The organism is Bacillus sp. A015, from assembly GCF_053851875.1.
In genome coordinates this window covers 1-19,777 of record NZ_JBSPZB010000007.1, presented here as the reverse complement: position 1 = coordinate 19,777, position 19,777 = coordinate 1, and the positions used below count along the sequence as shown (strand labels likewise).

General features: G+C 39.2%; 22 protein-coding genes and 2 pseudogenes. 9 read left to right on the top strand and 15 right to left on the bottom strand.

All coding sequences use genetic code 11. The features are described from left to right. Positions 1-10 precede the first annotated feature (10 nt). The 5 genes and pseudogenes from ACSLGF_RS08090 to ggt all read right to left on the bottom strand — a co-directional run bounded on the left by ACSLGF_RS08090 (position 11) and on the right by ggt (position 4,497). On the bottom strand, positions 11-1,384 hold the full coding sequence (locus ACSLGF_RS08090) for a PTS galactitol transporter subunit IIC (RefSeq protein WP_099727508.1): 1,374 nt from the start codon (positions 1,382-1,384) through the stop codon (positions 11-13). Between the two features lie 54 nt (positions 1,385-1,438). Then, on the bottom strand, positions 1,439-1,906 hold the full coding sequence (locus ACSLGF_RS08085) for a PTS sugar transporter subunit IIA (protein ID WP_099727509.1): 468 nt from the start codon (positions 1,904-1,906) through the stop codon (positions 1,439-1,441). A gap of 13 nt (positions 1,907-1,919) precedes the next feature. Next, positions 1,920-2,288: a P-loop NTPase family protein gene (locus ACSLGF_RS08080; protein WP_371930226.1), complete on the bottom strand. Its 369-nt coding sequence runs from the start codon at positions 2,286-2,288 to the stop codon at positions 1,920-1,922. A 44-nt stretch (positions 2,289-2,332) separates the two neighbouring features. Beyond that, positions 2,333-2,485, bottom strand: a pseudogene (locus ACSLGF_RS08075) (sulfate transporter subunit); the annotation flags it as partial. A 257-nt stretch (positions 2,486-2,742) separates the two neighbouring features. After that, positions 2,743-4,497, bottom strand: a complete 1,755-nt coding sequence (gene ggt, locus ACSLGF_RS08070; protein WP_099727510.1) for a gamma-glutamyltransferase — start codon at positions 4,495-4,497, stop codon at positions 2,743-2,745. A 227-nt stretch (positions 4,498-4,724) separates the two neighbouring features. Between ggt and ACSLGF_RS08065 the strand changes: the two genes are divergently transcribed. The 5 genes from ACSLGF_RS08065 (at position 4,725) to ACSLGF_RS08045 (ending at position 8,043) form a co-directional block, all read left to right on the top strand. Then, positions 4,725-5,183 (top strand): ASCH domain-containing protein, encoded by a 459-nt coding sequence (locus tag ACSLGF_RS08065; RefSeq protein WP_099727522.1) that lies wholly within the window; start codon positions 4,725-4,727, stop codon positions 5,181-5,183. Positions 5,184-5,389: 206 nt separating this feature from the next. Continuing rightward, a complete protein-coding gene (locus tag ACSLGF_RS08060) occupies positions 5,390-6,007 on the top strand; it encodes a DUF47 domain-containing protein (protein ID WP_099680243.1) in 618 nt (205 codons plus the stop codon). Positions 6,008-6,022: 15 nt separating this feature from the next. Beyond that, positions 6,023-7,021 carry an anion permease gene (locus ACSLGF_RS08055; RefSeq protein ID WP_456004158.1) on the top strand — a complete coding sequence of 333 codons (999 nt, stop codon included), beginning with the start codon at positions 6,023-6,025 and terminating at the stop codon, positions 7,019-7,021. A gap of 106 nt (positions 7,022-7,127) precedes the next feature. Continuing rightward, a complete protein-coding gene (locus ACSLGF_RS08050) occupies positions 7,128-7,898 on the top strand; it encodes a type II toxin-antitoxin system SpoIISA family toxin (RefSeq protein ID WP_099727512.1) in 771 nt (256 codons plus the stop codon). Beyond that, positions 7,867-8,043 carry a type II toxin-antitoxin system SpoIISB family antitoxin gene (locus ACSLGF_RS08045; RefSeq protein WP_078061713.1) on the top strand — a complete coding sequence of 59 codons (177 nt, stop codon included), beginning with the start codon at positions 7,867-7,869 and terminating at the stop codon, positions 8,041-8,043. The genes ACSLGF_RS08050 and ACSLGF_RS08045 overlap by 32 nt, the downstream gene beginning before the upstream one ends. Before the next feature lie 219 nt (positions 8,044-8,262). Here ACSLGF_RS08045 and ACSLGF_RS08040 read toward each other — a convergent pair whose 3' ends face one another. Continuing rightward, positions 8,263-9,162 carry an N-acetylmuramoyl-L-alanine amidase gene (locus ACSLGF_RS08040; RefSeq protein ID WP_456004155.1) on the bottom strand — a complete coding sequence of 300 codons (900 nt, stop codon included), beginning with the start codon at positions 9,160-9,162 and terminating at the stop codon, positions 8,263-8,265. Positions 9,163-9,472: 310 nt separating this feature from the next. Here ACSLGF_RS08040 and ACSLGF_RS08035 point away from each other — a divergent pair, with 310 nt between their 5' ends. After that, entirely contained in the window at positions 9,473-10,021 is a 549-nt protein-coding gene (locus ACSLGF_RS08035; protein WP_456004152.1) for an ImmA/IrrE family metallo-endopeptidase, read from the top strand. A 26-nt stretch (positions 10,022-10,047) separates the two neighbouring features. Here ACSLGF_RS08035 and ACSLGF_RS08030 read toward each other — a convergent pair whose 3' ends face one another. Next, positions 10,048-10,671: a poly-gamma-glutamate hydrolase family protein gene (locus ACSLGF_RS08030; RefSeq protein ID WP_456004149.1), complete on the bottom strand. Its 624-nt coding sequence runs from the start codon at positions 10,669-10,671 to the stop codon at positions 10,048-10,050. 242 nt (positions 10,672-10,913) lie between these two features. Between ACSLGF_RS08030 and ACSLGF_RS08025 the strand changes: the two genes are divergently transcribed. Next, positions 10,914-11,285: a DUF5412 domain-containing protein gene (locus tag ACSLGF_RS08025; RefSeq protein ID WP_456004146.1), complete on the top strand. Its 372-nt coding sequence runs from the start codon at positions 10,914-10,916 to the stop codon at positions 11,283-11,285. A 416-nt stretch (positions 11,286-11,701) separates the two neighbouring features. Here the strand turns inward: ACSLGF_RS08025 and hag (ACSLGF_RS08020) are convergent, their stop codons facing one another. The 6 genes from hag (ACSLGF_RS08020) to ACSLGF_RS07995 all read right to left on the bottom strand — a co-directional run bounded on the left by hag (ACSLGF_RS08020) (position 11,702) and on the right by ACSLGF_RS07995 (position 17,624). Continuing rightward, on the bottom strand, positions 11,702-12,622 hold the full coding sequence (gene hag, locus ACSLGF_RS08020) for a flagellin Hag (protein ID WP_099727518.1): 921 nt from the start codon (positions 12,620-12,622) through the stop codon (positions 11,702-11,704). A gap of 399 nt (positions 12,623-13,021) precedes the next feature. Then, positions 13,022-13,933 (bottom strand): flagellin Hag, encoded by a 912-nt coding sequence (gene hag / locus ACSLGF_RS08015; RefSeq protein ID WP_066031010.1) that lies wholly within the window; start codon positions 13,931-13,933, stop codon positions 13,022-13,024. A gap of 220 nt (positions 13,934-14,153) precedes the next feature. Continuing rightward, positions 14,154-14,939, bottom strand: coding sequence for a hypothetical protein (locus tag ACSLGF_RS08010; RefSeq protein WP_456004143.1), 786 nt, complete (start codon positions 14,937-14,939; stop codon positions 14,154-14,156). A 124-nt stretch (positions 14,940-15,063) separates the two neighbouring features. After that, complete coding sequence (locus ACSLGF_RS08005) at positions 15,064-15,498, bottom strand: Kelch repeat-containing protein (RefSeq protein ID WP_456004140.1); 435 nt, start codon at positions 15,496-15,498, stop codon at positions 15,064-15,066. A 45-nt stretch (positions 15,499-15,543) separates the two neighbouring features. Beyond that, entirely contained in the window at positions 15,544-16,725 is a 1,182-nt protein-coding gene (gene alr, locus ACSLGF_RS08000; RefSeq protein WP_456004137.1) for an alanine racemase, read from the bottom strand. 596 nt (positions 16,726-17,321) lie between these two features. Continuing rightward, positions 17,322-17,624 carry a protein CgeA gene (locus ACSLGF_RS07995; protein ID WP_456004134.1) on the bottom strand — a complete coding sequence of 101 codons (303 nt, stop codon included), beginning with the start codon at positions 17,622-17,624 and terminating at the stop codon, positions 17,322-17,324. 332 nt (positions 17,625-17,956) lie between these two features. On the opposite strand from ACSLGF_RS07995, the gene ACSLGF_RS07990 reads away from it, so the two are divergent. Beyond that, positions 17,957-18,208: a hypothetical protein gene (locus ACSLGF_RS07990; protein WP_456004131.1), complete on the top strand. Its 252-nt coding sequence runs from the start codon at positions 17,957-17,959 to the stop codon at positions 18,206-18,208. A 38-nt stretch (positions 18,209-18,246) separates the two neighbouring features. Continuing rightward, positions 18,247-18,594, top strand: coding sequence for an IS3 family transposase (locus ACSLGF_RS07985; protein ID WP_456004128.1), 348 nt, complete (start codon positions 18,247-18,249; stop codon positions 18,592-18,594). Between the two features lie 22 nt (positions 18,595-18,616). Here ACSLGF_RS07985 and ACSLGF_RS07980 read toward each other — a convergent pair whose 3' ends face one another. Beyond that, positions 18,617-19,000: an immunity 22 family protein gene (locus ACSLGF_RS07980; RefSeq protein WP_456004125.1), complete on the bottom strand. Its 384-nt coding sequence runs from the start codon at positions 18,998-19,000 to the stop codon at positions 18,617-18,619. 110 nt (positions 19,001-19,110) lie between these two features. Next, a pseudogene (locus tag ACSLGF_RS07975) lies at positions 19,111-19,777 on the bottom strand (IS5/IS1182 family transposase); the annotation flags it as partial.

Genomic DNA, 19,777 nt, shown 5'->3' with positions numbered 1-19,777 from the left:
TCCAGCTTGTTTATTGGTCTTTCTGATCTAAGCCCATTTCTTTTGCATACTGCTTTTTAATATCATTTCGCACCCAGTACCATAGAAGCGCATAAGCCAGTGCACACACAATCGCTGCAATAAAGTAAGGGTTGCTCGGATCAAGAAGTCTCACCATGATCCAAGGAATGACGTGAGAACCTAAATCAATACCTGAAATCATGTTTGCCCCTTCTGGGAAATCAAAGCCTACTGCTTTACCCATTGTTGTCGCAAGTGGTGCGAGATTCGTTGCGATGAAGAAGACAATCATTAATGTAAAAATACTGTTAATGAGGCCGCGAATAATATTTCCACGAGCGGCTGCTACTGCCCATACAACCGTAAATGGCAGAACCGATAAATCCGCAAATGGCAGCATGCCATTGTAAGGAAGAACAACAGCGAGCAAAATCGTAATCGGCACCATCAAAAGGGCTACGGCCATATTCGCCGGATGACCGATCACAATCGCTGTATCTAAGCCAATATAGACATTTTTTCCAGGGAAACGCTTTTGAATATAAGAACGAGCGCCCTCAGAGATTGGAATAAGTCCTTCCATTAACAAGGCAACCATTCTTGGCATTAACACAAGAACTGCTGCCATTTGAATACCAAGAGTCATGACGCCTTTCGCATCATAGCCGCCAAGAAGACCAATAATGATACCAAGTATGAGACCCATCACAAGCGGCTCGCCAAAAATGCCAAAACGTTTCTTCAATGTTTCTGGATCAGCATGAATTTTGTTTAAACCAGGGATTTTATCAATGACGCGGTTTGACGCATACATAAGCGGCGCGAAGTTGACCGTTTCAGCATGAGCCATCGATACGCCTTTTAATCCGAAATGGTGTTCAATTGTTGGCGCCGTCCAATCGGCTAATTTAAGCGTAATTGCAGAGACGATCAAGCCAACGGCAAGGGCCAAGAACATATTATGATAAGCGTAGTAAGTAACAGAGGCTGCGAAAATCAAATGCCAGAAATTCCAAATATCCACATTCAGTGTTTTCGTAAAATTAACGGACAACAAGATGACATTTAACAAAAGCACAAGAGGAATCATCAAAGGGGCAACAGGTGTACCAAATGAAATGGCAGCTCCAATCGGCCAGCCGACATCCAAAATATCGAGCTTTAATCCAAGGGAATTGACCATGGCTTTTGCTGCTGGTCCAAGACCGCTCACGAGCAAATTAATGACAAGGTTGACACCGACAAATCCAATTCCGATTGTGATACCGGCTCGGAAAGATTTCTTAAAGCCTTGCCTTAAAATCATACCGAAAATCGTCATAATAATCGGGAGCATAATAGTTGGCCCAAGGTCTAATATAAAATCGACGGCTTGCTTGATCATACATCCACCTCCTGAATTTTTCAGATAAAGCGCTTACATTTTTTTCGCGAAAGACTATTGGTTTAATTCTTGTTGAAGGACATCAACAGCTTCTTCATTCGATGTCATGAGAGATAGTTTATTCATCACTTCTTCTTTTCTAAAAAGCGCCATGAGCTTTTCTAACATCACAAGCTGCTTACTAGGTTCAGAGATTGCAAGGACGAATACAATTTTGGCTTGCACTGTTTCATCACGGCTTCCCATCTTATGAAAAATGACAGGTTCCTTTAAAGTCGCTACACTGATCGCCGGTTTGTTCACATGTTCAGGATCTGTATGCGGAATAGCCACTCCAAAGGTCGCAAGAGGCAAGCCTGTAGGATATGTTTTTTCTCTTTCAAGCACTGCTGGTAGAAAGCTCGATTTAATATAACCCCCAGCTTCTAACCGTTCTGCTAAATATGCGGTCACCTCCTCTCTCGAAGATGCATCGTACTGCAGCTCAATTAGTTCCTTATCTAATTCAAACAAGTTATTCAAACAATCACCTCTTTCATTTGATATAAATATGAACAAATGTAACAAAAAGAAAGAACATTTTGGAATAGAATCTTTTATAAAGCGATCTCAACCACTTGTTTTTAAAAATGTTCATCTTTGTTACCTTTGTAAAGATATTATAATATTCGAAATTATAAGTCAATGTTCCTAGGGAAATTTTTATAAAAAAAGATGCAGCGAGTGCTGCATCCCAGATTGTTGACAGCAAGTGCGTGTGTGCCAGCGCTACACGCTGCTTTTGTCCGCCTGACAGCTGCTCTGAATAGCGGTGCTCATTCTGCGTTAACTGAACGACCTCTAATAGCTCATGCACCCGCTCTTTGATGTCTTTTTTGGGCAGCCTTTCTCCTCTTGGTTTCATCTTAAGACCATACGCAACATTATCATCATATTTCGAAAAAGAGCATATTGCTGGAACACAAAACCGATCTGTGCTTTCGCACTACTTAACAGCTCAATCTTCCCCTTTTCATTTGAGGCTTCATTCGCATTTGAACATGGAGTACTCGTGATGATTAATAAGGTGGTCACGATCGAGACCCATTTCCACTTTTTCATGTTATCCCGCTCCCCTGTTATCACATAATGTTGACACCACCCTTGCCTTTTCTACGCAAAAAAGACCCTTAGCATTTGAAATACATCACAGTCCTGTACTTCAAATGCCAAGAGCCTTCGGTTGTCCGATCAGCTATGTATGATTGATGTTAGTCTATATATTCAAACTATTCACAGGAGTCAACAGTGTCTTTTTCTTTTTGTTTAGACAGAAAAGAAACGCCATCTTCAAGAGACGCTTCTTTTCCCGGGAAATGTTATTGATTTGCAGATAGCTTTAAATTGACACCAACAGCGGTTCCATTTCTGGTTGAATCAGCTACTCCAGTAAATGTCCCTGCTTTTCGATCAATTAGTAGAGCTTGCACGTTTCCTATATCAATAGGCGAACTGCCAAAACGGTGTCCAATATCGTTTAACTTTGTCCTCACATCGAGAGGGACACCTACTTCATAGCGGTAAGAAGTTAAACTGTTTGTATAAATCCTTGGTTCTTCCACCGCATCCTGAAGCTCCATATCATATTCAAGCAAATTCAGGATCGTCTGTGAAACAGAAGCAATAATCGTTGTTCCTCCAGGTGATCCAACGGTCATGACAGGCTCTCCATCTTTAAATATAATCGTTGGCGTCATACTTGATAATGGACGTTTATTTGGCTGCACTTCATTGGCGCCGCCAGGCCTTGCATCAAAATCCGTGAGTTCATTATTTAAGAAAAAACCATACTCCGGGACAAGGATCCCTGTACCAAATAACTGTTCAATGGTTGTTGTAAAAGACACAACATTTCCCCACTGATCTGCAACAGTAAAATGGGTGGTTTCACCAATGGTTTTATCTTCTGGCTGCGGGACAATTGGAGATGGATTTTTTTCATCCTCATACACCCACGGATCTCCTTCTGTCGGGTTTTGAATCATTTGATCTAATTGAATAAGAGAGGCTCTTTCTGAAATGTAATCATCGTCTAATAGTCCTTTTAGTGGAACATCTACGAATTCGGGGTCGCCGGCATATGCGGCTCGGTCAGCATAGGAGAGATGCATTGTTTCAGCAAGCAGCTGATATTTTTCGAACGATTTGGGGTCATATTGAGATAGGTTAAAGTGGTCAAGTATTTTTAGGATTTGTAGCATAAACACCCCGCCCGAGCTTGGCGGAGGCATACTTGCAAGCTGGTACCCTTTATAGTCTCCCCAGATTGGCTTGTCAGTCTTGACTTCATAATGATCAATGTCATCTGTTGTCATCGTACCACCAAAATCTTGGACCGTATTTGCGAGTGCCTTTGCTACTTTACCTTCATAAAACGCCTTGCTTCCTTTTTTCGCAATCAGTTTAAATGTTTTTGCAAGACCTGGCTGAACAAGCAGATCTCCTTCTTTGAGCGGCTGGTCATCTGGAAGAAAGATTGACGCTGCAGCCGTTTTTTTCAATTTCCCTTGATGATCATCAATGGCTTTTGCAAGGACCGAATCAATTTCAAATCCATCCTCTGCCAGCTGAATAGAAGGTTTAATCAATTCCTTCATAGAACGAGTCCCCCACTTATCTAATGCCGCCTCAAGACCTTTTACTGTCCCGGGAACACCAACTGCATTACCATGTGTGGATCGCTCAGCGAATGGGATGACTTTTCCCTCATCAGTTAAAAACATGTCAGGTGTTGCGCCCTGTGGTGCCCGCTCTCTACTATTGATGATGGATGTTTCTTTTGTCTTTCCATCATAAACCATCATAAATCCTCCGCCGCCAATTCCAGACATCATCGGCTCTGTCACATTCAGTGCGTACTGGATGGCAACAGCAGCATCAACTGCGTTTCCACCTTTTTTCAATACATCAGCACCAACTTTTGATGCGAGCGGATGAGCTGTAGCCACCATGCCATCTTTGCCAACAGCTACTTTATTCCCATGAGTTTCGTTTGCAGTGACTTGGCTGACAGGAAGAAAAAACGAGAAAACAAACAGACATATGGACAAAACAGTTAGAGAAATGCGTTTCATAAACAACACCCCTTCCATATTCTTACTTTGACATTACCTACTTCTTGACCAGAATACAATAGATTATTCTAAAATTTCAAAAATTTTCATTCTATACTCCTACATAATTCAAATAAAACACGCTTTTTCAAAACATATGACATGCACAAAAAGTAGGGATAAAGACATAATGTTTTCACGTATTTGCTTTAACGGTATAATAAACACATGACAAAGGGGGAAAAATGGTGAACCACAAAAGCAACATTTTTTGGGAAACGTATTGGGAAGATAAATCAGAAAAAGCACCAGCTAACACGTTTGTTTCAGCTTGGGCATTTGGTGCAGATCCAGATCACTTACTTGACCTTGTACAGCAAGGGAAAAAAACAGCCACTTGTTCTGGACATATTTTTTATGAAAAGGAACAGGAGCCGCTTCCGAAGGCTGGGCAATATGCGATCATTTTGGACAGCCAGGATGAACCTAAAGCCATCATCGAGATTATGCATGTAGATGTGATGCCAATGAATGAAGTCCCTGAATCATTTGCACAAGCAGAAGGTGAAGGCGATCTATCATATGACTATTGGTATAGAGTCCATAAAGAATTCTTCACAGAAGCACTCAAGCCATACGGATTAGACTTTAAAGAAGACATGCTTCTTGTTTGTGAACGTTTTAAACTGATTCATTCAGCTTCTTAACCTTTAAGCGGCGCCAAAAACGGGCCGCTTTTTCCGTTTCTTTTTCCCTTTCTGAAAAAGGTGTGTTGAGATTTCATCTTTAGGTCAGAATAAGATCAAATAGAAAAACTGAAGAAATTTTCGACTACACCTGTTTTTTTTCGACAAAAGAATATATAATTATTTGATGTGTGCATTGTCTCATTTATACAATGGAGGGTTTTTACATGTTAAAAAGGAAAAAAGACAAGTTTTCCGTCTTGTTAACGGAAATTGCTAAAAATTTAGATGAAACTGCTGAGTATTTTGTTAGCTATAAAGTAACAAATCAAACCACTCTGAAAGAATTTTCTGACACATTGAAGGAATATGAGACAAAAGGTGATCATCATGTTCATACCATGATTAAAGAGCTGAACAAAGCCTTTATTACACCGATTGAGCGTGAAGACATTCTTCAATTGACGAATAGCCTCGACGATGTTTTAGATGGAATTGAGCATTTTTCAGCGACAATGGAAATTTATTCAATGACAAGCTCAGACGAACATATCGACAAATTCAGTCACTACATCAGAGAATGTGCGAAAGAAATTTTAATCACGATTGATTTACTGGCTGAAAATCGCTTGAAAGATATTCAACCGCACGCAATCAAGATCAAAGAGATTGAGCATAATTGTGACAATCTTTATCGAAAATCACTAAAGAATTTGTTTGGAAAAGAAACAGATCCAATTAAGGTGATACAATACAAAGAAATTTACGAAACACTTGAAGAAATTGCTGATTCCTGTCAAAGTGTTGCCAACAATCTAGAAACAATCATTATGAAGAATGCGTAACGGGGTTAGTTAAACATGGACATATTACTCATCCTTACCATATTCATTGTCATTTGTGCACTTGCTTTTGATTTCATTAACGGATTCCACGATACAGCAAATGCCATTGCTACTTCAGTTTCAACAAAAGCGTTAAAACCAAGACATGCTATTATTATGGCAGCGTTCATGAACTTCTTAGGAGCAATGACATTTACAGGTGTGGCAAAATCCATTACAAAAGACATCGCAGATCCATTTACACTTCAAAACGGTTCTGTTGTCATTTTAGCTGCTTTAATTGCGGCCATTACTTGGAACTTGCTTACTTGGTATTACGGGATTCCGAGTAGTTCTTCACATGCACTGATTGGATCAATTGCAGGGGCTGTTATTGCCTCTGCCGGTTTTGGCGCTTTAAACTATTCGGGATTCATTAAAATCATTCAAGCACTTTTGCTTTCACCTATCCTAGCTTTCATATTGGGATATATCGTGTATACCATTATTAAATTTATATTCAGAGACAACAATCTAGCAAAAACAAATAAACAATTCCGACGTGTTCAGATTTTAACTGCTGCACTTCAATCGTATACCCATGGAACGAACGATGCGCAAAAAGCGATGGGAATTATTACGATGGCTTTAATTGCAGGTAATCTTCATACAACTGATGACATTCCATTCTGGGTACAATTCTCTTGTGCACTTGCAATGGGACTTGGTACTTCTGTTGGCGGCTGGAAGATTATTAAAACAGTCGGTGGTAAAATCATGAAAATCCGTCCAGTAAACGGAGTATCTGCCGATTTAACTGGTGCAGCCATTATTTTCGGTGCAACGTTTATCCACTTACCTGTTAGTACCACACACGTTATTTCATCTTCTATTCTAGGCGTAGGTTCTGCGCACAGAGTCAAAGGTGTGAACTGGGGTACGGCAAAACGTATGCTTGTCACTTGGGTCATCACATTACCGATTTCAGGGACTCTAGGTGCTCTCATATACTTTGTGTTAAACGCAATTCTCTAATAATGCAAACTGCCTGTTCTTGCAGGCAGTTTTTTTCATGAAGAAGGTTTTCCAATCATACCCATAGAAGTAAATCAATATTCAATTGTCTATGGGAGAGAACGACATGCTATTATTTTTTCAATTGACCGTATGGTTATTGCTAGGTGCCCTTGCTGTGTATGTATTTGCTGTATGGCGCTTTGAACAAAAAGTAAAAGAAAAAATGTTTGCCATTCGCAAAACATGGTATTGGATTTATGTAGCTGGTGCTGTTGTGTACTGGACAAATGACCCCTCTTCAATCTTCACCGATTGGATGCACTACTTAATCATTGCTGTTTTTTTCGCATTAACCGATGCTTTCATTTTTCTCAGCTCCTATATTAAAAAGCTTGGGAATCATGAGCTGGAAACCGACACCCATCAACTCCTTGAACAAAACAACGATCTACTTCATTCTTACCTCAATAAACTAAAAACGTACCAATACCTATTGAAAAACGAACCGATCCATGTATATTATGGAAGTATAGAGGCATATATAGAGGGAATTGAACGGCTGATTTATTCTTTTGCAGAAAAAATGAATATTCAAGCGGTTCTGTGTCCATATGATACGCAGGAACAAAAAGATGACCTGCTGCGAACACTTGACCAGCGAGCTCTCATTCAGGCAAAGCTTGACAGGCAGGAAGTATATTACGATGATTTCGGCAAATTGGTGCTCATTCCGTTTTCGGTAGCAGATGCACACTTTGTCATTAAGCTGACCTCTGATGAGATTGTCACTGAATTCGACTATTTATTAATGACGTCACTTACAACAATCTATGATCTAATCTTGCCTGACGAAGAGGAAGGTGATGAAGATGGACCACGCACTTCAAGGGGATAACAACAATCGCAAGAAAAACCCTTTTAAGATTTTAAAGAAAAAGCGCCATATCAGTATGGCCGATTACAAAGTAAGCCCCCATACAGAGCGTATTTTCAAAAAGAATGAACAGCTTCTGGATGAGTATAAAAATAAAAAAGCTTGATCACACTAAAGGACGCGGAACTAAACCTGCGTCCTGATTCCATTTTCACATAGAATTGCATACAATAATCTATACGTTGCAGCGATTGAGGTGCCAAAAATGAAAAAGAAAATCAAACAATTGAGATATGTTCAGTTTGCTGAATTTCAGCCTTCTCCTTATGTCCGTCGAATAAACGAAAAAAGTGAAGCAGTCATCCAATCATACAAACAGAAACACTCACTTATTTAACAGCTCCAGAAGCTTTTCCTTCGTTTTAGGGCCGTATACCCCATCACTTGTCAAACCATTTATCAGCTGAAAACGCGCTACGGCGTTCGCCGTTTTTTCTCCGTAAACTCCGTCGATCCCTTTATTTGCAGCTGCTTTATCAGGATAAAAATAAACAGCAGCAAGCGCTTTTTGGACGAGGCGTACGTGCTCTCCCTTTGTCAATGGAGAAGTCACCTTTAAAACCCCATCTGGCAGCTCATCCATACTCTTTGCATCGTTACGATAAATTTTGAGAACCTGTCCAATTTTGATCTTATTCGGATCGCTAATATCATTCCACTTCTGTAAATCTTGAACTGTGACCCCGTGAGCTTTAGCAATACTCGTTAACGTATCCCCGCTTTTGACGACATACGTGATGACCGGCTCTGGATCTCCTGCCGTTTCAATTCCTTTTTTAAATTGATCCCATGTAGAAAGAAGCTGGCGTGGACATGCTTTTCCAGACCAGTGCTGATGTGTGACCACATTTGCTAGCGGTATATGATGTTCTTTTAATAGCTTTTGAATAAGCCATTGTGCATGTTTGACCGCTTGCTGAAAATGTCCATCTTCATTCTCACAAATTTCAATTCCGATCGACTTCCGGTTACCATTCCCATGTCCATCCCCTGCATGCCAGCCATTTTCATTTAACGGCAGGTGCTGAAAGATTTCATGATCATCCACTGTAAAGTGCCAGCTCACCTCTGTCGCTGGGCGTTTGACGTATGCCGCATGACTTTTCGCGTCAGCTCCCTTAGATGTATTTGCAGTGTTATGAACAGTCACATACATCGGTGTCATGGCGTATCCTGGCCGGTTTCCATTTCCAACTGGAATAAAATCTTGATAAATTTGTACCATGTTCTGCACTCCCTTTTGCTAGATTGATTTGTTCTTTCTCATCAATCAATGGCATTCGTAAGACAAATTTTGTTTGTTTTAGTGATTAGACTATGGTAAAATTTGAATTCAATCTTCCTTTTTTAATAGTGGAGAATGAAAAAATGAAGAAAAAAACAGGAAATAATTCCATTTTTCTTTGATTTTATGTTAAAATTGTTGAAAACAAGCCGATATAAAAAGTAAGCGATAGCTTTATTAGCCATTTAGTCCTATACGGACTTTTCTTTTACGCCAAAAATAGAACATACGTTTGCATGGAGGTTTTTAAATGACTTATTTTTTAACCCATTTAGAAGAAGATATTAAACGGTTATACGCTCAACTACAAATAAGCGGTCCTGCATATGTAGACATGCAAAGGATCGCTTCTGAATTTAATGTATGGGTCCATTACGAGGATACCGGCAGCATGATGATCAAACATCAAGGTCTTTACAGTATTATTTTAAACAGATCCCTATCACCAGAAGAACAGTGGCAGGATTTTGCCCACGAGCTCTGTCATGTGCTGAAACACGCAGGCAATCATTTCAAGATGCACAAGCTCTTTCGAGAACTGCAAGAGTTTCAGGCAAAACAATTCATGTATCACTTTTGTGTTCCGACCTTTTTACTCCTGCAAATGAAGCTTCCAAATCTACGGCAGCAAGCGATTTTGCAAATTACTCAAACATTTCACGTAACCTGGGCTTTTGCTGAAAAACGGCTTGCCTTATTCGAACAGCGAAGAGTAGGCATTCGCTTTCAAAAGGAGTTTACTTCCTATTTAATGAAAGCGGAAAGGGTTGCAGAAAAAGAAGCTGCTTATCAAACGTAAACGCCTGCACGCATAACAAAAGAGGTTTATTCATAAAGGCTTAGTACTTGTTTCAGTACATTTGTGTATCTATAAAATTGTTCATTTTGTGTAGCACGCCGGTAGCGCCGCCTAAAGTCTTGAAAAAATGCTCTTCTTTGCGCCTGACTAATTTCAAGTTGTACACTTTTTCCTGTCAAACATTGATTATTTATATTATGAGGATGTGTTCCAGAAAAACGATCAGATTCAGATAGCAGCAATGCTTGAAAACCATTGAGCGTTAAACGTTTCACTGTTTCTGCCGCTCTTTCTCTGTCCGTACCTCCCACTAACGTTTGAAGCACCTCTGTTTCTCCGTAGCCATGGAGTGCAAACGTATAATGATGTGTATGCACTTGAGAAAGACAAATCGGCTCATCAAAACGTGTGCTTGTAATATGCAGAACATGATTGCCTTTCACTTTAAGGCCCTCAAATAAATACATAGAATAATCGCTTGCTAATTCATGGATCAGCTCACTCACGCCTGATTCAATTCCTCCGGCATGAGGCGACAAAACCAGAAGCTGATCTCCTTCCCGCTTGTGTAGAATTTGATAGTCAATCCCTTTTCTTTCATGAGCGGAAAGCTCTTCATAATTTTGATACGTATCGATGATTTGCGTCATTCTATCTGCCCCATTCCTCTATATGAGCATAAGTCTACTGATCTCAAATTCTTTTGTAAAGTGTGTTCGAATCGTCTATCCACATGAAGACATCCTTAAATTTTCCTTATCTTTAGGCTTTCTGTTGAATTTTGAGAAAAAATGACCGATAATTGAAACAAGTAGAACTTTTAGACTATATGAATCTTTTTGTATTCTCTCTCATAAATTAGCATTATTGTGATCTAAATCTGGAGGAATTCATGTTAAAAAAGAAAACCACCCTCATCCTCGTCATCTTATTCATTAGCTTTGCTGGTATCATTTATTGGAAATGCTTCTCTCTTCAAGGCGTGTCTCACGGAACATTCATCCGCTCTATGTCATCACCCGACGGAACATATATCATCAACACCTATCGTCATAGTGGAGGAAAGCTAAAGGAGAACGCAGTCAGAGCAGAAATTGAAAACAAACTGACCCATCGAAAGAAAACGATTTACTGGAAATACCCTGATAAAGATCCTCTCATCAAATGGAAAAATACACAGCTTGTTCAAATTGGACACGAGTTTTTAAATGTTGTAAAAGGCGAAACGTACGATTATCGCTTTGAAAAAAGAAACAGAAAATAACAAGTCATCAAAAAACGAATCCTCTTTAGATTCGTTTTTTTTACGTTTACATCACCTTTTGCATAAAGTCTTTCCTTTCTTTGCTTACCACAGTCAATCGCTCCACAATTTCACTAAACTCTGTCACAAGTAAAGCTTGTTCTAATGATGATCCTATCATATGTTCCTTACTCTCAAGTAATGTATGTTTGTATGTTGGAGAAAATCCCTTGAGGACTGAAAAAAGTTTCGATGCAGGCGATGCTTACTTTCGCTGCCATGAATCTCAAAAACTAGCAAACTGGACATGGAAAGGACCATGTCCAGCGTAAGCCAACTGATATATTTTATCAAAATAAGTGAAAACCCCACTTTTACTTCAAGTAAAGGTGGGGTTTGTCTACGGTCTGAAAAAGCCCCTCAATGGGGCTTTTTGATTAACGTAGCAATTGAAGTACGTTTTGCGGCTGCTGGTTTGCTTGTGCTAGCATCGCTTGAGAAGCTTGAGAAAGAATGTTGTTCTTTGTGAACTCACTCATTTCTTTCGCCATGTCAACGTCACGAATACGAGACTCAGCAGCTGTTAAGTTTTCAGCAGAAGCGCTAAGGTTGTTGATTGTGTGCTCTAAACGGTTTTGGACCGCACCAAGCTTAGATCGCTGAGCAGACACTTGCTTAATGGCTGTTTCAATAATACCAAGTTGTGCATCAAATCCAGCAGATTCCTCGCCATCTTCATCACTTGCACTAATGAATTTTGTCACATCAATTCCAGCAACAGAACCAGCTCCATCTTCACCTTCAGCAGTCCCATCTGTTCCTAAAACTGAAGCACCCATGTTTTCAATGTTAAGTGTAATTTGTTGTGTTGCGTTTGCACCGATTTGGAATACAAGGCTTTGTGCCTCACCACCTTCTTCAGCACCCTTAGACGAATAAGTCCCGTCTAATAATTTCTTCCCGTTAAACTCTGTACGAGTAGAAATGCTTGTAATCTCATCTTGCAAGTTTGAGATTTCATCTTGAATTGATGCTAAATCCTCTTCCTGTTGTGTACCTGTGTTCCCTGCTTGAACAACAAGCTCACGAATACGTTGAAGTATCGCATGAGATTCAGTCAGTGCACCTTCAGCCGTTTGAATAAGAGAGATACCATCTTGAGAGTTTTTAGTAGCCATTTCTAAACCACGGATTTGACTTCTCATTTTTTCAGAGATCGCAAGACCTGCTGCGTCATCCCCTGCACGATTGATGCGAAGACCAGAAGAAAGTTTCTCCATGTTCTTTTGGCTTGAACCGTTGTTAGTAGAAAGACGATTCAATGTGTTAAGTGCTGCGATATTGTGGTTAATTCTCATTTCTTATTACCTCCATGTGTTTTGAACCTAATAGACATCCTTGTCCAAAAGTTCTAAATTAGAATTTTTTTGTAAGGCTTACAATCCATTTATCGAACTGACTTGGAATATGTTTAACAAAAAAGGAATAAATAAGAAATAAGACTTATGATGTATGGTCATTTCGCTAGGGAGTGGAAAAATTAAGAGTCTTTATTCTCCGATTAGAAGGAGTCATTTAGATTCGTAAAAATTGGAAGTAGCTTCTGTAAATAAGATGAAATGATGTGGATATTGTGAGACATACGCGAATTTTTCTATTTTAATAGGAGAATGATTGGTTGAACATAAGAAGAACTAATTATTCAATAGAGGTACTATTTAATTGCATAAAAAAAAGCCCCATAAAGGGGCCTTTCATTAACGTAGTAATTGAAGTACGTTTTGTGGCTGTTGGTTCGCTTGTGCAAGCATTGCTTGAGACGCTTGAGAAAGAATGTTGTTCTTTGTGAACTCACTCATTTCTTTCGCCATGTCAACGTCACGGATACGAGACTCAGCAGCTGTTAAGTTTTCAGAAGAAGCACCAAGGTTGTTGATTGTGTGCTCTAGACGGTTTTGAACCGCACCAAGTTTAGCACGTTGTGACGATACTTGGTTGATAGCTGAATCAACAATCTTAAGTTGAGTGTCAAAACCAACATCTGCTGCATCTGCTGCATTAGTTGCAAAGGCTGTTACATCTAAATCTTTAATTGATTGGTTTGCAGTGATGCCACCAGCCCCATCATCAACGCCTAATGCATCTGCACCCATATCTTGGATGTTAACTTTGATTTGCTGCGTCCCATTAGCGCCAATCTGGAAAACTAAAGATGGGTCAGCGGCTGCTGGTGGGGTAGAAGCTTTATAATCACCATTTAATAGTTTTTTACCGTTGAACTCTGTACGATCAGAAACACCATCAATCTCTTCAATTAAAGCATCCATTTCATCTTTAATTGCAGTTAAGTCTTCATCTTGCTGTGTACCAGTATTTCCAGCTTGAACTACGAGTTCACGAACACGTTGAAGGATTGAGTGAGTTTCAGTTAATGCACCTTCAGCTGTTTGAATAAGGGAAATACCGTCTTGTGCGTTTTTAGACGCCATTTCTAATCCGCGGATTTGTCCACGCATTTTTTCAGAGATCGCAAGACCTGCTGCGTCATCTCCTGCACGGTTGATTTTAAGACCAGAAGAAAGTTTCTCCATGTTCTTTTGGCTAGCACCGTTGTTTGCAGACAAACGGTTCAATGTGTTAAGTGCTGCGATATTGTGGTTAATTCTCATTTCCTATTACCTCCATGTATGTGGGACCTGACAGACGTCCTTGTCTGAAAAAAGTCCTTTATTCTAGGGCTTATCAACCCTGACAATTCTATTATCGGACGTGGTTATAGGATGTTTAGCAGATTTTAAAAAAAATATCTTGTTTTTTCATGACATTAATCCTTAATTTAACAATTGTGCAAAAAAACTGCTGATCTATTATCAGCAGCTTTACAGTTTATCAATATTGCTTGATATCAAACATTAAGATATTTGGATACACCACGTAATCTTTCTTACTTGTGAAAGGCCCTTTATTGTGCTCATCATTGATTTCATAGAAGTTCATACCAATTCCAAAACTTCTCTCTTTATACCAGTTTAGAAAATCGTTGATTTCTTTCATTGAAAGCAAATAATCCTTTTGTAGCCCGTTTATCATGGTAATTGAAAGTATACCTTTCGCAGTTTCTTCTCCAGGCTTTGTTCCATCTTGGCCTTTCGGTTCTTCTGTTGTGCCATCACCAGGTTTTGTTCCATCCTGATCTTTTGGTTCTTCTGCTGAACCATCATCTGTCTTTGTTTCACCTTCAGCAATTTGCAAATCTTTTAATGAGATAGAGATCACTGATTTGTAATCACTTTTAATCGATTTTGAATGATAATCTTGTTTGAAATTTCGTCCTCCTATAATATATATGGTATCCTCAATCGTTACAGCACTTGAACCTACTCTAGCTTCAGGTAAATTGACCGAACTTCTTTTCACAGAATTAGTTTTAACATCATAAAACTGTGTATAGGATGATAATAGACTGGATCTGTCATCATACTGACCGCCAGCCATAAACAATTTTCCCTGATATGTTGTAAATGCAGCCCCTAGTTGATAAAAATTCAACTGTGATTTCGTTTGTACCCATTGATTTGTTTCAATGTTATATTCATATACGTGGGCATTATGAAGATTACTAACTGTTCTTTCCCCACCTGTGGCATAAATTTTATTGTTAATGACTTCTGACATAGACATACCAGTAAGTTGCTGAGGAAACATTCTTAATTGTTGCCATTTATCCGTTTTTATATCATAACTATAAAAATTATGTTCTTGAAAAGGACTTTTATTCGTTGCAAGAATATAAATCTTATCATTTACAAAACTCGCCTTTTGTCACAGCAAAGTATGGTATATTAATTGGTGTTTCTGCCCATGTATCTAATTCTGCATCAAAAATATCAATCGTATTTGTGCTATCTTGATATGCCCCTCCAATGACGTATATTTTTTTACCTATCGCCACTGCCGTACTATCTGTTCTTTCTCTAGACATGTCAGCTTTTGAGCTCCATTCATTTTTGTGAGGATCATACATGTAGGTATTTTTATTACTATATGATTTTTCACTACTTCCCCCAAAAACAAAAATCTTCCCATCTACTACTGCGGAACTAGAATGAAGTCTCTCTTCAGGTAAGTCTGCTCGCTTCGTCCAGCCATTTGTCTCAGCTGCATGAGCTTTTAACGGATGAATTGTTACCATCATAAAAATGCTCAAAAGCACTAAAAATAAACCTTTTATCATTGTACACCAGAATGAATATAACCAAAGTGCACCTGTTATTTATCCTCACACATACATCACCGGTGTCGACATTTTAATAATCTTCCCACCTCGACGATAAAACCTCGGAACACGGCGGCTTAAGGTGGCGATGACTTCATAGTTAATCGTATTGAGCATTTCGGCGATTTCATCGACAGAAATTTCTTCGCCTTTTTGGCGGCCGTAAATGACGACTTCCTCGCCTTGCTTTGCCTTCATTTCGCCTAAACTGATCATGGTCATATCCATTGTGACTCGCCCCGCAATCGGCACTCGTTTTCCTCTGAAAAGCATAAATCCTCGATTCGATAAGGCACGCGAGTACCCATCCGCATAACCAATCGGTATAGTCGCAATGACTTCATCAGGCTTTGCCACATAGGTAGTACCATAGCTGACGGTCCTAGGCTCTGTCTCCATTTCCTTCACGAAAGCAATTCTCGCCTTTAAACTCAGAGCGGGTTCCAGCTGAACAGCGTCTAAACTTTGAATATATTGTGATGGATATAGTCCATAAAGTCCGATGCCAAGCCGAATCATATCGGCACTAAATTCAGGAAATGCGATGGCAGCGGCCGTATTGTTCATATGTACGGTAGGCAGCGTAATTCCTTGTTTTTTTAGAAAACGAAGAAAATCAGTAAAAATATTGTGCTGAAGCAATGTGAAATCAGGGTCCGGCTCATCCGCAGTTGAGAAATGCGTAAAGATTCCATCCCATCTGAGGTATTCACTTTCTTCAAGTGCCTCAACGACTTCCAAAAGCTCTTCCTTCGTTCGAACGCCTAGTCGCCCCATGCCTGTGTCGACATTGACATGAATGCCAAGCCGACGCTGACTTTCTTCTTCCGCTAAAATGGCATTTGCTTGATTGATCCAGTCTGCACGTAGACCGGATAGGTCAATTCTCCATGTCGCAGCTTTTTTTACACAGTCGAGCGGGGTAAATCCAAGGACTAGAATAGGCGCTTCAATTTTCGCTCTTCGCAATACAATGCCTTCTTCCAAGCTGGCAACCGCCAGCTCTGTCGCACCGCTTTCCAGTGCCTGTCGCGCTACCTCCACTGAGCCGTGTCCATAAGCATTCGCTTTCACCACGGCCATGATCTTACTTTTCCTTGGAATATGTGCTTGAATGGCTTGAATATTTCTCTTTATTGCATCAAGATTGACTTCGATCCAGACTTCCCTGCAAATCTTTTGCACTCGTATAACCTCCCTGCTTATCTCATACATCCATTTTTCCTCATTCATTATGTTTATTCCTTGTTGCATGAAAACATTCAAGACTCGAATGTATGAGTCTGTTCCTCTTCAAAGATGATATATCGAGAGCTTAGATAAGCCAGTGAACGATCCTAAACCTTCATAAAGTTAAAATAAGTATGACGATTAGCCATTGCTGTCGCACGAAATTGTCGAACTATTTTATACCCTTCAGTGATTTTCATATCGACACTTGAAGAAGTCACCTTCTTGTCCCTCTCTCCTTCCCCCTCTTCCACACAAATCCCTAGTATTCACTCACTTTTCTGTAGAGTAAGTATTGCACCTTGATTCAATTATGTAGCGTGAATCCTTTCATATAAGAAAAAACACCATCCAGCAAAATGACTGAATGATGTTTTTTCATGTTTCTGTACATCTTTAAATGATTGATGGTGTCAACATCTAGCACACTATAGCATCCTTTAGTAACTTCATTCATGATCTCAAATATTCCCCTGGAAATAACCTATTTGATTAAATACGAACGCATGCCAGCTATAGGTTCATTCACATACCAAAGAATGTGACAATATTTAACTAGGGAACGTCACACTTTCAATTTTGTTCACATCTATTAAAGTAGGTCCAGTACCTCCTAACCCTGAGTCATTAAAAAATACAATGCCCGCCACCTGATTAAACGTGACAAAATTACCTGGGCCATAAAAGAAACCTGAATCACCAACGATGCTAAGATCAGTACCTGGTGTAAGTCCCGCAAAAAGCCCATTAAATTTCGAACTTGCGGTAGGATTTGATGGTTGGTTATTACCAAAACCTACACTTTGTGAGATGTTTAAACCAAGAGCCGATAAATCCTGTGTTATATTTCCCACGATAATGCCTCCTTCTCTAATTTTTTCTTCTATTCCATACAGTCTATTCCTATCGAAATTTTTTGAATGAGTTTATAGTGGAGTTTTACTGAAGAAAAATGAGACACGGAGGACTTTTGAGACTGCGTTGTTCCGTTATCGAATTATACAGCTTGCCTTCCTCCATTCCAGGCGAATAAATGAATGGTGCTTTGTATGAACGCACGGCACCTATCAATAAAGCGGTGCTAATCATAAAGGGGACTGACCCCATAAAGTGAGACAAATAAAAAACACCTTTAAGTTGAAAATCGGGTATAGAATACCTGAAAATAATTTGGAGGTGTTTTTCTATGGGCTCAAGAGTTAGTTATCCAATTGAAGTGAAGATGAAAGCAATTGAAATGCGATTGGCGGGAGTACCAGTTAAAAAAGTGTTGGAGGAATTAAATATTCGGAATGTGACTCAACTTAAAACATGGATGAAATGGTATAAATCTGGAGACATTCATCGTTTAAGACAGCCAGTAGGCAAACAGTATTCGTACGGGAAAGGGCCTGAATATCAAGATGAGAATGAGAAATTGAAAACGGAAATTCGCTAATTAAAACAACAAATCGACATATTAAAAAAGTACACAGAATGGGAAAGGAAGTGAAAAAAGAAGCGTTCGTGTCGATTTATGATACGGTAAAAGACAAAGTGAGTATACGTGCATTCTGTCAGATGTTTGAGCTTGCAAAATCAACATTTTATCGTTGGAAAAAACAAGGTCATCAGCCGAAGCGGCAGGGGTTAATCGACCTCATTTCATCGCTTTGTGAGGCACACCAATATACGTATGGTTATCGAAAAATAACGGCTCTACTGCGAAAAGAAATGAAAATGAACCATAAGAATGAAACAGCCAGTCACCGAAAGAGTTTCGACAACTGGCTGTTTCATAAAGGTGTTTTGATCCCTGTCTCAAAAACGGGGGTCAGTCCCTGAGCAAGTAAGTGCTTTAAATTGATCAATCTACATATTCTGCTGTACCAATAAACTGTAGTGTGTATTCATCTTTATCTACTGAATTAACAGCCAAACCGTCTTTCTCATAATTATAATTATAAATTAAAATAATGGTATTATATTTAGAGTTTAATTTGATATCATTAAATTGTTTTATCAATTGATCATCATATGAGAAATCAACCAGAAGTTCTTTTACATCATCTTCAGCTTCTGGAATCCAATCCTTTTCAATTAAACTCCTATCATAGTAACCCAGTTTAAATTCTTTCTCAAAAACAGATGGAATGCTATCACCATCATCGTTATACATAATTTTTGTGTAATTTTCGACCTCATCAAAATTACTAAAGTTTCCTAACCACAAAGAAACATCATTTTTCATTGTATTACCTCCTTAGCCCTTTCGGTAAATCCTGAACTCCATTTTTCATGCGTTTACTCGCCCATTCATTTAACTCTCTAACAAAACTTTCATAATCAGGAGCATTATCAATAACCTTTTCGATCAGTTGTCGTATATAAAAGCTTCTCACCATTTGGACATATGTAATGATCATGTTCAGAATCATACTGAAATTTCCACTTCTCAAATAATCCTCTTGTTGGATGAAAACGTCTATGGGCAATAACACCAAAAATATGTCGATCAGATAAACCTTTACAGATTGGCGTTATTAAATAACCAGAATCAAGGGCAACAGCTTCTACTTGAAAACCAAATCGTGCGATTTGGTTTTCAAGTCGTTCAAGATATGGTACAGAATCGTGGACATTGCCGGGCGTGACATGGGCATCAGTGATGATATTGTATTTCATATCTGTTGTACGGTGGTCTAGATAGAAAAAACCTTCAGGCTTATTTTCACGATAAAGATAGCCACTTTCAGGATCAGTCGTACTTTGGCGAATGTCTTTTTTCGTTTTCACCTCCTCTTTTTCCTTTAAGGGCTTTTTTCCGTGTACCTCTCGATCTTCTTGAACGGCTTCATCTAATTCTTTCATATAGTTCTGGGTATCTTGTTCGATCGTTTTTCTCGTATATTTATGTTTATTGGCATTCGCTTTTAGATGGGTTGAATCGGTAAAAAGGACACGACCTCCAACCATATCGTGATTGATGGCTTGTAGCACAATCTCATCAAAAATATCTTGAAAAATC

Bases quoted from the DNA above. Each gene is read 5' to 3' on its own strand.
- ACSLGF_RS08090 (WP_099727508.1), bottom strand. From the start codon at position 1,384: ATGATCAAGCAAGCCGTCGATTTTATATTAGACCTTGGGCCAACTATT.
- ACSLGF_RS08080 (WP_371930226.1), bottom strand. From the start codon at position 2,288: ATGAAACCAAGAGGAGAAAGGCTGCCCAAAAAAGACATCAAAGAGCGG.
- ggt (WP_099727510.1), bottom strand. From the start codon at position 4,497: ATGAAACGCATTTCTCTAACTGTTTTGTCCATATGTCTGTTTGTTTTC.
- ACSLGF_RS08060 (WP_099680243.1), top strand. From the start codon at position 5,390: ATGTTAAAAAGGAAAAAAGACAAGTTTTCCGTCTTGTTAACGGAAATT.
- ACSLGF_RS08055 (WP_456004158.1), top strand. From the start codon at position 6,023: ATGGACATATTACTCATCCTTACCATATTCATTGTCATTTGTGCACTT.
- ACSLGF_RS08050 (WP_099727512.1), top strand. From the start codon at position 7,128: ATGCTATTATTTTTTCAATTGACCGTATGGTTATTGCTAGGTGCCCTT.
- ACSLGF_RS08045 (WP_078061713.1), top strand. From the start codon at position 7,867: ATGAAGATGGACCACGCACTTCAAGGGGATAACAACAATCGCAAGAAA.
- ACSLGF_RS08040 (WP_456004155.1), bottom strand. From the start codon at position 9,162: ATGGTACAAATTTATCAAGATTTTATTCCAGTTGGAAATGGAAACCGG.
- ACSLGF_RS08035 (WP_456004152.1), top strand. From the start codon at position 9,473: ATGACTTATTTTTTAACCCATTTAGAAGAAGATATTAAACGGTTATAC.
- ACSLGF_RS08030 (WP_456004149.1), bottom strand. From the start codon at position 10,671: ATGACGCAAATCATCGATACGTATCAAAATTATGAAGAGCTTTCCGCT.
- ACSLGF_RS08025 (WP_456004146.1), top strand. From the start codon at position 10,914: ATGTTAAAAAAGAAAACCACCCTCATCCTCGTCATCTTATTCATTAGC.
- hag (WP_099727518.1), bottom strand. From the start codon at position 12,622: ATGAGAATTAACCACAATATCGCAGCACTTAACACATTGAATCGTCTT.
- hag (WP_066031010.1), bottom strand. From the start codon at position 13,933: ATGAGAATTAACCACAATATCGCAGCACTTAACACATTGAACCGTTTG.
- ACSLGF_RS08010 (WP_456004143.1), bottom strand. From the start codon at position 14,939: ATGTCAGAAGTCATTAACAATAAAATTTATGCCACAGGTGGGGAAAGA.
- ACSLGF_RS08005 (WP_456004140.1), bottom strand. From the start codon at position 15,498: ATGATAAAAGGTTTATTTTTAGTGCTTTTGAGCATTTTTATGATGGTA.
- ACSLGF_RS07990 (WP_456004131.1), top strand. From the start codon at position 17,957: ATGGGCTCAAGAGTTAGTTATCCAATTGAAGTGAAGATGAAAGCAATT.
- ACSLGF_RS07985 (WP_456004128.1), top strand. From the start codon at position 18,247: ATGGGAAAGGAAGTGAAAAAAGAAGCGTTCGTGTCGATTTATGATACG.
- ACSLGF_RS07980 (WP_456004125.1), bottom strand. From the start codon at position 19,000: ATGAAAAATGATGTTTCTTTGTGGTTAGGAAACTTTAGTAATTTTGAT.